Raw genomic sequence first — 17,055 nt, forward strand, 5'->3', positions numbered from 1 at the left:
TTTGTTACAGGAATATGGCAAATTTCCATAAAAGCCTTTTTAGTTTATAAGATCGCAGCGTATTCATAAAAATGAATGAGATAATTAGAACATTGCTTCATTTTCAAAGAAACAAAAAAGGAATCCTTTACGGATTCCTTTTTGCAATTCACTCTTTTTCAAATGGTACATTTTGCACCTACTTTTAGTATACCTTATAATTCCCATAAAATAAATAAGATTAACTGAAATTCACTTCAAATTGTGATAGAAAACATAATTAAGAAGCGCAGATAACTAAATATTATCCCTTTTATTAAATAAAAAAGATTAAATAATTCCCCCTCCAAACTAGGACCCCTTTACACTTTTTACAAATATTGCTATAATTAGATAAACCAAAGCATTACCCCATTAACAAAGGGACTCCATAATTGGAGTCCCTTTGTTAATTAGCTATTAAAAATGATAGCATGTGATTATTGTATAATTTCTTCCTTTTTTAGATCTGCATATTCTTCTACGAAATCCCATAAACCTTGCTTTTCGAAGTAAGAAATACTTTTTTCACTTCTTCTAAGAGTTTAATTGCTTCATCTTCATTAAGAGAACGTAAAATATTGAAATGATATACATACTCTTCATTTCCTAATTCCATACAAACTGCTAATCCTTTTTCAAATTGCTTTAAGAATATACAAGCTGGCTCTAATTCTTTTTCACAAGAAGCAACTTTCACCTCATATCCCATTAACCCAAAATACAAGAAATATAGATACTTATTTTACTTTCAAAGGCTGAAACCTTGCTGCATAACTCCTGAAAATAAAGTGAAAAGAGGTTCAAATCCATATGGATAGAACCTCTTTTCACTTTATTTCATACATATACTGATTTTTCATTTATTCATTTTGTATTGTACTTAAAAAAACAATAAATTCATCATCATTTACAGGTTTACTGTAGTAATAGCCCTGAATTAGATAACATGCATTACGTTGTAACACTGTTAATTGTTCTTTCGTTTCTACCCCTTCTGCTATGACTTTCATGTTTAAAGTATGAGCAAGTGAAATAATGGTCTGTATAATTTCACCTCCATCAGTAGAAGTTCCAATCCTATTAACAAATTCTCTTGGAATTTTCAAAGTATCAATTGGATAAAGAGGTAAATACGCTAATGAAGAATAACCTGTACCAAAATCATCAATTGATAAATGTACACCAAATGATTTTAATGCTTTTAACTTTGATAAAGTTTCTTTTTCATCTACCATGGCGATTCGCTCTGTTAATTCCAAATTAATCGAATTAGCAGGTACTCCTATCTCTTCTATGGTATATATAATGGTTTGAACAAAATCTTTCTGTTCAAACTCTATAGCTGATAAATTTATCCCCATCTTTAGATTTGAAAAGCCCGCAGAATGCCATTCTTTCAGTTGTCGACACGCTTTCTGTAACGTCCACTTTCCAATTGAAATAATCTGCGCCGTTTCTTCTGCGATAGGTATAAACTCAAACGGAGAAATCAGCCCAAGTTCTGGATGTTGCCAACGTATTAAAGCCTCTGCACCAATAACCTTACCTTCCTTACTGTCAATTTGTGGTTGATACAATAAAAACAACTCATTATTTTCAATTGCATTTGGTAAATCCTGTTCTAATCGTAATCGACGGGTTACTTTTTGAGATAATGTCTCGTCATACATACAAACAGCATTGTTACCTTTTTCCTTTGCGCTATACATAGCGATATCAGCGTGTTGTAAAAGTGTAGTAGTATTTATTCCTCCAAATGGATACACTGCTATTCCTATACTAAGAGATAAGTAAAAACTATGCTGATTTACTACGAATGGTTCTTCAGTTATAAGAAATAGAGTTTTACACAAATTCAATATGAAGTGACCCCTAAAAGTTAGACACGGTTATTTGATTAGGCAGCTTGATAAAAGTGAGTCCGGTATTGTACCGGGCTCATTTTTAATTTTGCCTTAATCCGTTTCGTATTATAATAATCTATATATTTTTCTAATTCTATTTTAAAGTGCTCTACATTTTCAAATTCTTTTATGTAGAGGAACTCCGATTTCATAATCCCAAAGAAATTTTCTATTACTGCGTTGTCGTAACAGTTGCCTTTTCGAGACATACTCTGGACGATAGCTCTTGATTCTAGTGTACGGACGTATTGTCTCATTTGATAATGCCATCCTTGATCCGAATGCATCAGTAGCTGGTGCGTTTCAGGTAAACGTTCCAATGCTTTCTCTAACATGTCTGAAACAAGCGAATACGTCGGTCTAGAACCAATTGTATAGGTAATAATTTCACCATTATACAAATCTAATACAGGTGATACATACAGTTTTTCTCCAAACAATTTAAACTCTGTGATGTCTGTTACCCACTTTTGATTCGGTGCATCTGTATGAAAATTACGCTCTAAAATATTAGGTGCAATTCTACCGACTTTTCCTTTATAGGATTTATATTTCTTCATACGCACAACACACTTTAACCCAAGCTCTTTCATAATGCGCTGAACCTTCTTGTGGTTCACTTTCTGGCCACGATTCGTTAATTCATCACGAATGCGACGGTAACCATAACGACCTTCATTTTCCTCATAAATCGCTTTAATCTCAGCTTTCAAATCGGCATCTACATCTGGACGATTCATTTTCTTTACTAAATCATAATACGTGCTTCGAGGAATAGTAGCTAGCTCCACGAGTGCCTTCACCGAATATTTATGCCTTAATTCATAGACTACTTGCGCTTTGTCTTGTTTTGTGATTTTTCCTTGTTTTGAACTAAGGCATTTAACTTTTTTAAGTACTCATTTTCCATCTCAAGCTGTTTAATGCGTGCTTCAAGTGCTTCGACTGACCCTTCAGCTAAATGTTGTTTTAATTGTTTATTTGAATCTTTTTTCATGGATGGACGCCCCTTTTTCTTAGATTGAAGGGCATCAATTCCTTGTGTTTCGAGCTGTTTTTTCCAAACAGAAATCGTTGAAGGGGCAGGAATATTAAAGATAGCTGCCGTCTCAAATAAGGACATACCGTTTTCAATCATAAAGTTTAGTACGTCTAGTTTAAATTGTTGTGTGTAATTTGTACATCGTTTTAGAAAAGCTTCCAGACCATTCTGTTTATATTGGTTTACCCAATTCAAAATGATTGTGTCACTTATACCGAGCGATCTACCCATTTCTCGATAACTTTCATTTCCGTTCAAATAACGTAGAACGATTTGTATTTTTTCATCAGCTGTAAATTTAGCCATAGAAAAACTGCACCTCCAATTGTTAGACTGTGTCTAACAATTGGGGTGCAGTTCAATAGCTGTTGCTCTGTTTGGTTATGGACAATGATTGCAAACTCATCACCACCTATTCTTGCTAGAGGAATTGTCGGTGAAAGACATGTCCTAAAACGTTTGGCAACTTCTTTTAAAACCCTGTCACCAATGGAATGGCCCAGTGTATCATTAATAGTCTTAAAGCGGTTTAAATCAATATACAGGAGCCCAAATTTATCCTGTGTTTTTTGCACACGCTTAATGGATCTATCTAATTCTTGTTGGAAGAATATACGATTTCCAATCTCCGTCACCGTATCATGGAATGCAAGGTAGTTTATCTCATCCTGTTGTTGTTTCATCCTCGTTATGTCTTTTACCATTACATAACTCCCAAAAGTTTGACCTTCTATCATAATAGGAACTATAGTGACATACCAAAACAGCATGTCCTTCTCATTGTTATTTTTCACACGCAACTGTAGTGAAGATGAACTACATCGTCTCCCTTTCTTTATAGCCGCTTCCAATTCAGATTTATCTTCATCTAAAAAAATAGAGAAGCACTCTTTCCCTATTAATACAGCACTGTCTTTTCCTAATAACATACTTCCAGCCTGGTTTATATTTAATACGATACCAGTTGAATCAATCGTTAAAATAGGATCCGGATGATACTCATATAATGACTTAAATCTTTCTTGATTTTTTACCAAATCATTAGATTTGTTTATTAAATCCCTTGTTCTTTGAGATACTGTTTGTTCTAATTGATTATTAAACACTTTTAATGTTTCAGTTAAATCTTTGTTTTGCATTCGTACGATTGTATGACGAATCAGTACAAATACAAAAGCAATACAATTTCCCGTAATCAATGTAGCTGAAGACGTTTGCTCTTTCAAAGTAAAGCCAATTAAGACTGCAACTGCAAGATAAGGGAATATGCCAAGAAGTTTCTCTCCAAATGTCGGATTAATAATAAAATAATTTCTTTTAGAAGAAGCATCCTTTGGAATTGTAGCAGCAATAGCAATAAATAATAGGAAAACTCTATACAAACACCTTAAAAATATAACTGAACGCTCTGACAAATCACCTTGTAAGTAAAAATACAAATAGTCCGTAATAGCTAATCCAGTTAATACTAGGATAAAAATATACAATTTGCTTTTTGCATTGAAAATAGCAGGTCGAAAGATTAGTGTAACTCCAAGTAATAGAAGTAATAAATCTATAATCGGAAAAATAAATGAGAGAAAAACATCTCCAATTGATAAGAATAAGATATTTGCAGAAGGTTTATTAAATAAATACCACTCTAATGTAAAAATAGCAGTAACAACAATGCATAAATCACAAAGCAAATATGCTTTCTCCCATTTATTACATTCCATCATGATTTTATAAAAGAACGCAAAGAGAAAGAAGAATAAGAAAAGCAACAAAAATACATCAGAGATATTAAAATTTTTTATTGGTAATTCTACATTAAGTACTTGAAAAGCAGATATAAAATTCCCTATCAAGAAACAACCTATCGCAATAATAATGCACACCCAGAATACTCCTAACTTAATTTTTCTGGATAATATAGAATACAGTAGTGAGATAAATACAGTAGTTTCAACAACTAAAGATGATAGTCGGATATTAAAATCTGATACGAAATAAAGACTTGGAAAAACAAATATAAATATAAAGCAAAAGCTTATATAAGCTATTAAAGCCAATATCAATACATAAAATTGCACATATGTATGTTTACGCAATGGACTCACCTTCTTGAGTTTTTTCTATACTTTTATTAAAAAAATGTCTTGATAGTGGCACAACTCCTACTAAATTTAAATGTGTGTTACCTATTATCCATATTATGACCTTTTTAAAAGATTTCTTTCTACATACAACAGTCTTGCTAACTTTTTGTAGATGTTTACAATTATCAATACTGAGGATTCCAAAAAGGATACGCTGAAAAATGTAGTTTTTTAAGTATTTGCGCATCGTAAATTTGGCGGGTACAACTTATCTACCCTTTAAATATGAGATAGAATCTAATCCTCTATTGGATTATAGTTAGTTGCTACCTGTCACACTTAAAAAGGAATGAAAATATACTATCATTAACATAGCAATTCGAATTAGTTTACGGAACATACTGTAACTATTATAGTTACAACAAAGGTTGATGTCAATTTCATATCCTCCCTTTTTAACGGACAAAAGACATGACCTATTGAACAAAAATTTGATGTTTATAAAAAGAGAGGTAAAATTTTATCTCCTTACTCAAAGAATTATAAATGATCTAGGATTAGATGAAATTGAAGCTAATATTGCATCTCCCTAAAAAGAATGTTACTCTAAAAATAGAATTATGAAAGGAATGATGGATGAATAATGATTAACTAATTTATATTTTAAGTTGAATTTTATAACTTCAAACTACAAAATATAGGGTTAGTCTATCCATTTTTAAAATTCAGTTCATACTTTATTTGTCATGATTCAAATGATTAATAAGTACTTATTAAGTATAGACGAAAGACTAATCCTTCCGATTACAAATTGGGGGATTTTTTTATTCCCGTTTAGCTTAGTTGAAACTTACTAATTGTTAAATGTACTTCACAAATAAAGGAGCGAGAAAAATGAGTACTTCAGACACTATTGTTACACATGTAATGCTCTATATAAGTCGTTAATATCCATCAAACTTATATAGAGGAATTAAAAAATGGATGGATGTTCCGACTTTATATGAAACGTTTCGATATATAAAGGAGGAATTATTATGTCAATGATAAAGGTCCAAGACTTAACTTTTTCATACCCAGGTAGCTTTGATAATATTTTTGAAAGTGTAAACTTCCAAATAGATACGGATTGGAAGCTAGGATTTATTGGTAGAAACGGACGAGGTAAAACGACATTCTTTAATTTATTGTTAGGGAATTATGAGTATAGCGGGAAAATCCTTGCTTCGGTAGAATTCAATTACTTCCCCTACTCTGTTTCAGATAGGAACAAATTCACTCATGAAATCCTTGAAGAAATTTGTCCCCAAGCCGCAGATTGGGAATTTCTACGTGAGATATCCTATTTAAATGTTGATGCTGAGGTCATGTACAGACCATTTAAAACATTATCAAATGGGGAACAAACAAAGGTGTTGCTTGCTGCACTGTTTTTAAATGCGGGTCAATTCCTATTAATTGATGAACCAACAAATCACTTAGATACAGATGCACGAAAGATAGTCTCTAATTATCTAAGGAAGAAAAAAGGATTTATTTTAATTTCACATGACAGAATCTTTTTAGATGGGTGCGTTGACCATATCCTATCTATTAATAGAGCAAATATTGAAATTCAAAGTGGTAACTATTCTTCTTGGAAGTTAAATTTTGATAGACAGCAAGAGCACGAGAAGGCTACAAATGAGCGTCTACAAAAAGACATAGGGAGATTAAAACAGTCTTCCAAACGATCAGCAAGTTGGTCTCATGACGTGGAAGCTTCAAAAAATGGAACGAGGAATTCAGGCTCTAAGTTGGATAAGGGGTTTGTAGGACATAAAGCAGCCAAGATGATGAAAAGAGCAAAAAACCTTGAATCAAGGCAACAAAAAGCTATTGAGGAAAAGTCAAAATTACTAAAAAATGTGGAAAAAACTGAGTCATTAAAATTGGAACAATTGCAATTTAAATCAAATGAATTGGTTACTTTGGTTGACGTGTCCGTTAAGTACAATGACCAAATTGTGAATGAGCCGATTAGCTTCATAGTTGAACAAGGTGACCGAATTGTACTTGATGGAACGAATGGGAGCGGAAAAAGTAGTATCCTAAAACTACTTCTAGGACATCCGATACAGCATACAGGCTTAGTTACTTTAGGTACAGGACTCATCATTTCCTATGTCCAACAAGATACTTCTCATTTGAAGGGGGCGCTATCAGACTTCATTGAAGAGCACAAGATTGATGAAACCTTATTTAAATCCATCCTAAGTAAGATGGACTTTGATCGAATTCAATTCGAGAAAGATATATCTCATTATTCTGGTGGACAAAAGAAAAAACTGCTTATCGCTAAAAGTTTATGTGAAAAAGCCCATATATATATATGGGACGAACCACTAAATTTTATAGATATCTATTCCCGTATGCAGATTGAAGAACTTATTCAACAATTTAATCCCACAATGGTTATTGTTGAGCATGATAAAGCATTTCAACAAACAGTTGCAACAAAAACTATATCTATGTAGCTCAAAACGAATACTTGAAAATATAATCATTAACTTGAGTCCTTGAACTATAAAAACCTTAATGACGTGTTGAAAAAAGCCTAATTTCTCTACAATACATTGAGAAATTAGGCTTTAAATAGTAATAACAGAATTCATAAATACTGAATAATTTACACGTTAGGTTTATCTGTTAATGCAGTAACAATCCTGTCCACTAAGTCTTCTGGCATCCATTCATGATTTGTATCGTTCGTTTCATTTGGCCCTAAAGAATCAATAAACTTTTTAAACTTTGGAAATAAAACAATAGAAGTGATCCAATGTATCGTATGATTTATGGAGAAGAAATGAAAAACTCCTTGCTTTTCACCCTCCTGTAATATTTCTTTTAACTGTTCAAAATTACCTATGAAATACGGTTTAATCTTTTCTAATCGTGCACTTTCCTTAATAATCTCCTCATATGCCAATGATCCAATTTCAGGGTTCTCTTTTATATGTTTAGTAAAAACCGTTAAATATTCTCTAAGGGCATCGATAGGTTTAAATTGATTCTTCTCAAGAAAATTGGGTAGCTCATTAGCAAGACCATATTTCTTAAACACCTCATAATATAGGTTTTCTTTCCCATTAAAATAGTAAGAGGCCATAGCAACATTCACTTTCGCTTCTTTTGCGATTTCTTGTATGCTCGTACCTTCGTAGCCACGCTCTCCAAATTTTTTCTTAGCAGCCTTTAAGATATTTTCCATCGTCTGCTCTCGAGATTTCCCCATTTCACACACCTCAAATAGTATATATTTCACTTCAAAAACCCAATAAGGACTTTGAATAGAGTATCTTTTTAATGAAATTTAATTATATATTTAAAGTGGTAACTTAACAACCGATGAAGTTCTGATTACTTTAAACAATATCCCCTTGCGTAGCATCAATAGTTTTCAAATACTTTACGCTCTTTTCTAATTGAGTAAAAGAATAGACAAAAAACATCTAATTTTATCTTAATTTCGTGTGCGAATAAAAACATAATAAGGACCAAAGTTTATCCATTTTATAGATAAACTTTGGTCCTTTCGTTACATTATACAGATTTAAAATAAAATGAAACTTTAATCAGCCCTCACCAATCAGGCTTTTAGGTGCAGCAGGGCCCCCACCTAACTTCTTTGCTTCCGCTGAATTTTGAGGTGAGGGGTCTTACTGCCCACAAATAGCGGGATAAACTAGTATACTCGTAGCTTGATGAGAGAATTATCCATCAATCGTCCATCATTTTCTGACTAGATCTGTTTAATCTCGATATAAGGTCCTTTAATGTTTAATTTGTTAATATCATTAGATATATTGCCTACAGTTGATTTTTCATTAAAAGTATAGACCTTTTCACCATTTACAAAGATACCCCAATTCTTATCTTCATAACTGATACCATAACCAGCATTGCTAGACGTAGCTTTGAGTTGATTTCCATTCATTGAAAGAGATAACTTCCCTTTTCCTTTGTTAAGTTTATCATTCACGCTGTTGATACTATTCATTTGTTCTTCAAGGAATTTTTGGTTATCAAGAGTAACTTGATGGTTTTTCCAGTCTAATTTATAGTGGTTCGTAAAGAATTCATTATATGTATCTTTATTATTTGTTCCCCACCATTTTGAACTTACCCACTCAATATTGTACTGATCTGAAATTCTACGATTTGTTATTTTTAAATCTGATGTAGTTTCTGTTTTATCAGCAGTAATAACCGCTACTACGTTTGGAGAAAAACCATATCCTGTTAAAGCTGGTACTGTATCTTTTGAAACAAAATTATTCGTCCCTTCATTATAACTACGTGATTTCATAAATAGTTGATTACCATAGAAAGTATTGAATGAATCACGATTATAAATTCCCCACTCTGGGAAATTAAATGATTGGAATCCTACTTTCCAATTTAATTTCTTATCTGTGTGAGTCTCTAATACCGTTTTATAATCTACTTGATCATAAGATACACTTTCTTTCCAAGCAAAGCTACCTGTGATACTTGCATCGGCATTTGGCCCTTTATCATTTACTCCTACTTTAACACTTCCACCAAGTGTATACCCTACCTCAGAAGTGACCTTTGCTGAAGTCATTGTATTAACTGGGGCAGCTTTATGGAACTGAGCACTATCACCACTTGTTATTTCTGCTTCAGTATGATAAGCTGATGGCCATTTTAAGCCTGCGTTATAGTATCCACTATTAACTGTATATTTAGCATCAATATTACTACCATCAGTGGTCACAATTGCAATCTTTTTATCTGCGTAAGGATCCTCAATAAAAGAAACCTTTATCGAATTTTTGATATTCTGCTTCATGTCATAAGTAGTTTTAAAACTATTATAGACCTTCCCACCATTTTGAAGATTTTCTACAGTTCCTTTAGAATCTGCAAATGCAGATGTTGCTTGTAAACTAAATGATCCAGACATAATAACGGACGCTACCGCAACACATTTAGCTATTTCTTTTGCTTTTTTCATACAGACAGCCACTCCTTCTTAAACATTTAAAAGATATAAATATATTATTTCTAGTTCGCAAAAATAGAGATAGATTCATAGCCATACAATATAGAAATTCATTAACTTTTATGACACTAACTAAAAACACATGTTTCACTAATCTTCCTCTCACTATTATTGATAACTATTATCAATAATATTAAAACATAAAATAAAAATTTAAACAATAATTTTAAATACAAATTTAAAATTATTGTTTAAAAAAATACAAAAAAATTATAGAATTCTTCATTTCGAGAATTACTATATTTTCAATTACTTATTACAGCCTATATTCAGATACATTATTTCCTTTCCATTCATAATAATCTAAAATTCCTTCATAAATGGCTTCTGCTGCAATTTGTCTGCCATCTTCCGTAGATAATTTACTGTAATCAATACCATTATCTATAAACGCCAGTTCCGTCAACACAGCTGGCATGTCATTTTCCCTTATTACATGAAGGTCTCCATGTTTAACTCCTCTGTCTCGTGTTTGAAGTGCCTCTACTAAACGTGTTTGAATTTTTTCTGCTAAAACACGACTTTCTTCCACATGAGGATTTGTTTTTTCGGATTTAGAAGATTTATAGTAATATGTTTCTGTCCCTTTTGCATTACCATTAAAAGCATTTGCATGTACGCTTATAAAGATATCACCCTGATTTTTCTTAGCAAATTTAACACGTTCCTGTAAAGAACTTTTTTGATCATGCCCCGGTCTATTATCAGATTGACGAGTTAATAAAACTGTAAATGGTGTATGCTTTTCAAGTAATTGTTGTAGACGTAAAGAAGTGTCTAGTACAATCTTACTTTCAGGTAATCCCTTTGTGGATTTCCCAGGATCTTCGCCACCATGTCCAGGATCAATAATGATTGTTTTGCTTTCTAATGGGTTTTGGGGACGATGTTGCATCATATCTGTTTTTGCAGTAAGTTGAGCAGCTTCAGCACGTGTTATAAATCTATTTGGTTGCCAACCGTTCTCAGTACCATTGGAAATTTTCAAACCGATTAAAATATTGGCATATTTTTCTCCCCAATGCCCTTTTAAATCTTCAAATTTAACCTGCTCATTATGATTTGCTGCGCTTTGTAGTTTATATGCATTTACTAGCATCGTAGCCATAGCAGCACGAGTTACTTTTCCGGATGGATTGAAGATTCCATTACCCTCACCTTTAACAATACCAGCTTTTTCAGCAGCAGCAATATACGGAGTAGCCCAGTGGTTTTGTGAATCTGTAAATGATGGTTTTGCATTAGAGTCAATTTGTATACCTAAAACTTTTGTCATAATTTTTGTAGCCGAAGCTCTGTCTAATGAGTCATTTGAACCGAACGTTCCGTCTGGATAGCCATTCAATACCTGTTTATCAACTAAATAATTAACGGATTTGTCCGCCCATGCAGGAACATCTGGGAACTTATGAGTATTTGCAAATGTATTAGATGAGTAGGTTAATAGACTTCCAGCAAGAATTCCTGTAGCAATTAATTTGTATTTCAAAATGTAACACCTCTATCAAATTATTACAATTTGGTAAATATATCATTTATAATTAATCTTTAAATAATACGACCTTGAATAAAGAATAGATTAAGTTGTTTATATTAATATATATCAGATAATAAATTTAAAATCGAATTATTGCTCCAAAAATAATCCTCGGACATACACTTATAGATAAAGATTATTAAATATACTCACCAACATTGTGTAACCAGTATAGTTACTTATACATACAAGTGTCAATTAAAATAACCTTACAATTTTGTAAGATAATCACCTTAATAGTAAATCAAGTAATTATTAAATAATATAAATAGTTACTAGATATAATAAAATAACACTCTTAAATTTTGAACAAAAACTAATTGTTTTGATAGGAAAATAACTTATAACACCCACATTGTTAACAATGCTTTTGAATCCTACTTTACTCTATAATTCTCTGTTATATCCCAACGTGAATGCTCCTATAATATAGTCAATTGCTGCAATGAATATATTCCCTCAAAAAACATCTCCAGAAGCCATCGAAAGTAGCCTTTATTAATACACCTACACAATCCATCTTTTCACTCCCCTAAGACATCCTCAAATTTTACAAGGAATGAAAAAAGAAGAGGGATACCTTCCCTCTTCACTAAAAAAATTAAAAAACACCTTAATTTTCCCCTGCCTTTTATAATCTCACGTCTATTGATAGCCCGTTTAATTCTTCAATTCTATTTTCATAGATTCATGTATTCTTCTAAAGTCTGCTTTTGTTCATATATATTTTCAGCAATATCTCCTACATAGCGAATATGCCAAGGTTCATATGCATAACCTGTAATACTTTCCTTCCCCTTAGGATAACGAATGATAAACCCTGCACGATGCGCGTTTTCTTTCAGCCATTTTCCTTCCTTCGTATTAGCAAAAGATAGCTCTAATTCATTGTTCGCACTTTTAGAAGAAACATCCATTGTTAACCCTGTTTGATGTTCGCTATGTCCTGGTTTTGCCGAGAAGCGATCCGTATGCTCTTGTCCTTTTCTTTTCACATTGTTCGCATACAGTCGTTGTTGATAGTCATAGGAACGAAATCCCGAAACAGCATTTAACTGAATCCCCTCCTGCTTTGCTAAATCAAATAACTTTTCCAGTGCTTCTGCCGCCTCTTTACGGAGGTGGCTCTTTTCTACCGTTCCACTAAATGAGAATGGTACATTTGGTACAACTAAATCCTCTGGTTTATAGTCTTCGGGTAATCCATATTCCTTATTAACTACAGCCTGTATACTAGCAAAAGAACTTTCATTGTATTTTGATTGCCCTTTTCCTCTACTATCTTTCTCTTTATTTATGGAGTTTTCACGAGATTCATAGTTCGTCTTATCTGGTTCTTTACCAATAGATTGATTGGTGTAAATTATAAAAATACCTAACATCATAATTACACAACTGAAAATCCCTACTAATTTAAGTCTCATTATTCATTTCCTTCCTGCAACTCTTACTGTTTCTCGTTCATAATATCTCAACCATATCAAATTCATATTAATTTGAAGTGAACTTTTGTTCTTACCATATTTCTTAATAGAAAGACTGTATATCCTTCTATTTGTTTGACATCATTAAGATGCTCACAAATATAAATAAATTCTATGGCTACATATAGATAAAAAATCTAAAAATTTATATAACGAGATTAGAAGTGTAGCATATTATTGTTGAAGGGTCTTGGTATAATGCTAGGCATTAATGTAAAAAAAACAAATGAAGAGTTAATTATTTCATGGCAATTGGCGGAGATTACAATTCCATTACGTGATGTGATTGAGGTTACCGAAGATGCTACCTATGCTGGTGTTGAAGACGTAGATGTAATACGTATTGGAGCAGCTTATGGGACAACAGACCGTATTTTAATTAAAACAGTAAAACAAAATTATATATTATTTACTACAAATAAAGTTGCTATTTTAAATGCCATTCAGACTTAAATATAGGAGTTTTCTTGGCTAAAATGATAAAAATAAGCACATCTTGTTATAAAAACAGATGTGCTTATTTTTAATTTCTATGCATTTTTACGTTTTAAGAAAATCACTCCACCAACAATTAACAGTAATGCTCCTGCAGCCATAGAGATCCAACTTGTAAGATTAGTACCTGTTTGTGGTAACCATCCAATTTTAGATTGGATTTCTTTCTTAGGTTGTGGTTGTTCTTTTACTTGCTCGTTAGGTTGCTCTGGTGTTGGAGTATTTTCATCCGAATTCGGCTGTTCTGGTTTAGGTTGTTCCGGCTTTACCTCTTTAAATTTCACTGTTTGTCCCTTATCTTCAATTTCAGCGTGAATAGCTATTAATATATTATCTTGATACAGTTCTTCAAATACTACTACTTCTTTACCTTGTAATGCAGAAGCATTACATGTGAAATCTAGTATGATAGAACCATTCTTCTCTTTAGCAGTAAACTTAGATTCTACTGTTACCTCTTTACCATCAACTAATAATGGCTTGTTTGTTGCTTTATCCATTAGTTTACCTTTTACAACGTACTCTTTACCCACGATTAAGTCTTTGTATTCCACTTTATCTTGGATTGTTACAGATTTAGAAGCGTCTAACTCTTTAGAACCATCAGCTTTATTTGTAGCTGTAGTTTTAATAGAAGGTTCTACAAACCGAACTGTTTGACCTACATCATTAATGTCAGCATGAGTTGCAATTACTTGACCTTCATGTAATAAGTCTTCAAACACGACTACTTCTCTTCCTTGCTGTTCAGCACCAACAAAAGTAAAGTCTAATGTTACAAAACCGTTCTTTTCTTTTGCAGTAAACTTCGTTTCAGCTGTTACTTCTTTTCCATCAATTAATAATGGTTTGTTAATAGCTTTGTTCATAAGTTTACCTTTTACAGTGTACTCTTTACCTACAACTAAGTTAGTATACTCCACTTTGTCTTGAATAGTGATAGAATCCTTTGAATGAATCTCTTTTCCACCATCAGCTTTGTTTGTAGCTGTCGTTTTTACTGATGGCTTAACGAACTTAACTGTTTGACCTTTATCATTGATATCAGCATGTGTCGTAACAACTTTTCCGTCTTTCAGTAACTCTTCGAATACTACTACTTCTTTTTCTTCTAAACCAGTTGCATCAAAAGTAAAATCTAGTGTAATAAAACCATTTGCTTCTGTTGGTGTAAACTTCGTTTCAGCAGTTACTTCTTTACCATTTACAACTAATGGTTTATTAGTCTCTTTAGTCATTAATTTACCTTTTACAGTGTACTCTTTACCTACTTGTAGATCTTTGTATTCCACTTTATCTTGGATTGTTACAGACTTAGACGTGTGCATTTCTTTTGTACCATCTGTTTTATCAGTAGCTGTTGTTTTTATTGAAGGAATCTTTTCATCTTTGACAATGTGTTTAATGATTTGACCATTCTCTTTAATTTCAAAAGAGAACGTTTCTTCATTTAATACATAACCTTTTGGTGCAACAGTTTCTTTATATGTGTATTTTCCAAATGGTAACTTTTCAAATTTAGCGATTCCTTTATCGTCTGTTTTTCCTTTTACTACTTCTTTTCCTGCTTCGTTATAAATCGTAAATTCTGCATTTGGAAGCTTGTTATTTCCATCAGCTACATCTACCTTTGTAATTTCTAGATCACCTTTGATAAGATGATTAACTGCCAATAACTCAATAATCTTTCCATGTTCCTTTATTTCGAACATAATTGGTTCTTTAACAAGAACATAACCATTTGGAGAAGCCTTTTCTACAAATGAATATTTACCATACGCTAAATCTTTGACGTTAATCTCACCATTTTTATCTGTTTTATATTCACCAATTACTTTTCCACTTGCATCTTTTAGCTCGAATTCTGCACCTTCTAATTTTTTACTAACATCTTCATTATCCACTTTAAGTAATTTTACACTACCTTTTACTTCTGTATTTTCCACTGTAAAAGTAAGTGTTTTATTGTGCTCTTTAATTTCAAAAGGATACTTTGTTTTATTTCCAATATATCCATTAGGTGTTTGTGTCTCTAAGAAATAATATTTACCATACGTAAGACCTTCAACGTTTGCAATTCCATTTTCTTTTGTTACTACTTTTTTCACTTCTTTACCATCTTCAGTGAAGACTGTGAATTCAACATTTGGTAAAACCTTTCCTGAATCACTAAGCTTTTTAATTTCGATGTTACCTTTTACTTTGTTATTTACTATTTGGACAGCTCCTGTTTCTCCTGTCTTAACTTCAATAGTTTGTGGTTTATCATCTGAAACATAGCCTGTTGGTGCTTTAATTTCTTTTAATGTGTAAGTACCAATTGGTAAGTTGTTTAATTCTGCTATACCATCAGCACCAGTCGTGATTTTTCCAACTGATTCATTATTTGCATTAAAGACCTCAAATACTGCATCAGCTAAAACTTCTCCATTTTCTCCAACCTTTTTAATTTTTAAAGAACCAGCTGCTTCCCAATTTACTGCAAGATCACTACTAAGCTTTTCTTCATTTCTTTCTAATAGTACTGTAGCATTCTGAACAGTATCCGTACCACGGTAAGCAATTGCTTGAACTTTTGTTAAGTTTGCAGCAACACTTAGATTAAATTCACCTGTTTTAGTATTTTTAGGAATTTGGATACGGAATTTCTCTCCAACTGAAAGTTGATCTTTCACTTCACCATTTTCACTAACAATTTTTACTCCATTAGGTGCATTTTTTGCTACTACTTTATAAGAACCACCCTTAGCATTTGTTTGTACTGTATATAGATTTGTTTCGAAGAACTCACCTTTTAATTCTGCTTTTTGTTTTTCAACTGGGATAACATTCATATAAATATCTTGTGTATCGCCGCTATTGTTAGCAGCATTGATAATTGCCTTAGCTGCTTTTTCAACATTTTTATTCTCATGTTTCAGTTCATTTACATCAAGTTGACCTAATGCATTCCAAACTGCAAGCTGAGTTGCGTAGTGTGCCTCATTCTGATTAGCTACTCCCAACTGCTGAACACTTTTTTGCGGGAAACCGTTTAATAGGACCCTATATACTACATTATCTGTTTTCCCCATTTCAGGAAGATCTTCACCATTTGGTGATTTTAGTCCAAGAGTTAAGCAATAAGCAATTTGACCACTTGAATTTTTAATCATTTCAGTTCGAATGTGCTTTCCTAAACTATTACTATAACTCCAGTTCATTGAATATTTCTCGTGCGTCATAACCTCTGCACTAGCCCTAGGTAAAAATACATTAAGGAATAATGCCAGTACTGATAATAATGTAAAAACTCTTATAATGACTCTCTTACCCAATTTTGTAACCTCCCTAGAATAAATTAATCCGAGTATATATCGCAATATCTAAAACATTCACGATCGACCCGATTATCATTATAAAACAATAAATTACAAATATTAA

Annotated in this window: 9 protein-coding genes and 2 pseudogenes; 2 read left to right on the forward strand and 9 right to left on the reverse strand. The window is 32.4% G+C overall.

The window, feature by feature from the left end; genetic code table 11:
* Positions 1–499: 499 nt before the first annotated feature.
* The 4 genes and pseudogenes from NZ044_RS17280 to NZ044_RS17295 form a co-directional block, all read right to left on the reverse strand.
* Entirely contained in the window at positions 500–730 is a 231-nt protein-coding gene (locus tag NZ044_RS17280) for a hypothetical protein (protein WP_002162674.1), read from the reverse strand.
* A gap of 151 nt (positions 731–881) precedes the next feature.
* A pseudogene (locus NZ044_RS17285) lies at positions 882–1,883 on the reverse strand (putative bifunctional diguanylate cyclase/phosphodiesterase); the annotation flags it as partial.
* Positions 1,884–1,918: 35 nt separating this feature from the next.
* A protein-coding gene (locus NZ044_RS17290; RefSeq protein WP_085959122.1) for an IS3 family transposase occupies positions 1,919–3,273 on the reverse strand; the annotation gives its coding sequence in 2 pieces (ribosomal slippage) (positions 1,919–2,820 and positions 2,820–3,273; 1,356 coding nt in all).
* A 32-nt stretch (positions 3,274–3,305) separates the two neighbouring features.
* Positions 3,306–5,060 (reverse strand): annotated as a pseudogene (locus tag NZ044_RS17295) (diguanylate cyclase domain-containing protein); the annotation flags it as partial.
* Positions 5,061–6,085: 1,025 nt separating this feature from the next.
* On the opposite strand from NZ044_RS17295, the gene NZ044_RS17300 reads away from it, so the two are divergent.
* Complete coding sequence (locus tag NZ044_RS17300; RefSeq protein WP_000061801.1) at positions 6,086–7,564, forward strand: Lsa family ABC-F type ribosomal protection protein; 1,479 nt, start codon at positions 6,086–6,088, stop codon at positions 7,562–7,564.
* Between the two features lie 152 nt (positions 7,565–7,716).
* Here the strand turns inward: NZ044_RS17300 and hlyIIR are convergent, their stop codons facing one another.
* The 4 genes from hlyIIR to NZ044_RS17320 all read right to left on the reverse strand — a co-directional run bounded on the left by hlyIIR (position 7,717) and on the right by NZ044_RS17320 (position 13,077).
* The gene (gene hlyIIR / locus NZ044_RS17305; RefSeq protein ID WP_000520485.1) at positions 7,717–8,322 is read right to left on the reverse strand and encodes a hemolysin II regulator HlyIIR; all 606 of its coding nucleotides are present in this window, start codon (positions 8,320–8,322) and stop codon (positions 7,717–7,719) included.
* Between the two features lie 507 nt (positions 8,323–8,829).
* Entirely contained in the window at positions 8,830–10,068 is a 1,239-nt protein-coding gene (hlyII, locus tag NZ044_RS17310; protein WP_000709372.1) for a hemolysin II HlyII, read from the reverse strand.
* A 304-nt stretch (positions 10,069–10,372) separates the two neighbouring features.
* Positions 10,373–11,605: an N-acetylmuramoyl-L-alanine amidase gene (locus NZ044_RS17315; RefSeq protein WP_000875666.1), complete on the reverse strand. Its 1,233-nt coding sequence runs from the start codon at positions 11,603–11,605 to the stop codon at positions 10,373–10,375.
* A 728-nt stretch (positions 11,606–12,333) separates the two neighbouring features.
* The gene (locus tag NZ044_RS17320) at positions 12,334–13,077 is read right to left on the reverse strand and encodes a M15 family metallopeptidase (protein ID WP_001237444.1); all 744 of its coding nucleotides are present in this window, start codon (positions 13,075–13,077) and stop codon (positions 12,334–12,336) included.
* 258 nt (positions 13,078–13,335) lie between these two features.
* Between NZ044_RS17320 and NZ044_RS17325 the strand changes: the two genes are divergently transcribed.
* Positions 13,336–13,590: a SunI/YnzG family protein gene (locus tag NZ044_RS17325; RefSeq protein WP_000900690.1), complete on the forward strand. Its 255-nt coding sequence runs from the start codon at positions 13,336–13,338 to the stop codon at positions 13,588–13,590.
* Positions 13,591–13,667: 77 nt separating this feature from the next.
* On the opposite strand, the gene NZ044_RS17330 is transcribed toward NZ044_RS17325, so the two are convergent.
* Positions 13,668–16,949 (reverse strand): VaFE repeat-containing surface-anchored protein, encoded by a 3,282-nt coding sequence (locus NZ044_RS17330; protein WP_118961988.1) that lies wholly within the window; start codon positions 16,947–16,949, stop codon positions 13,668–13,670.
* Between the last annotated feature and the right edge of the window lie 106 nt (positions 16,950–17,055).

This window comes from Bacillus sp. FSL K6-1338 (genome assembly GCF_038006965.1).
Classification (GTDB): domain Bacteria; phylum Bacillota; class Bacilli; order Bacillales; family Bacillaceae_G; genus Bacillus_A; species Bacillus_A thuringiensis_S.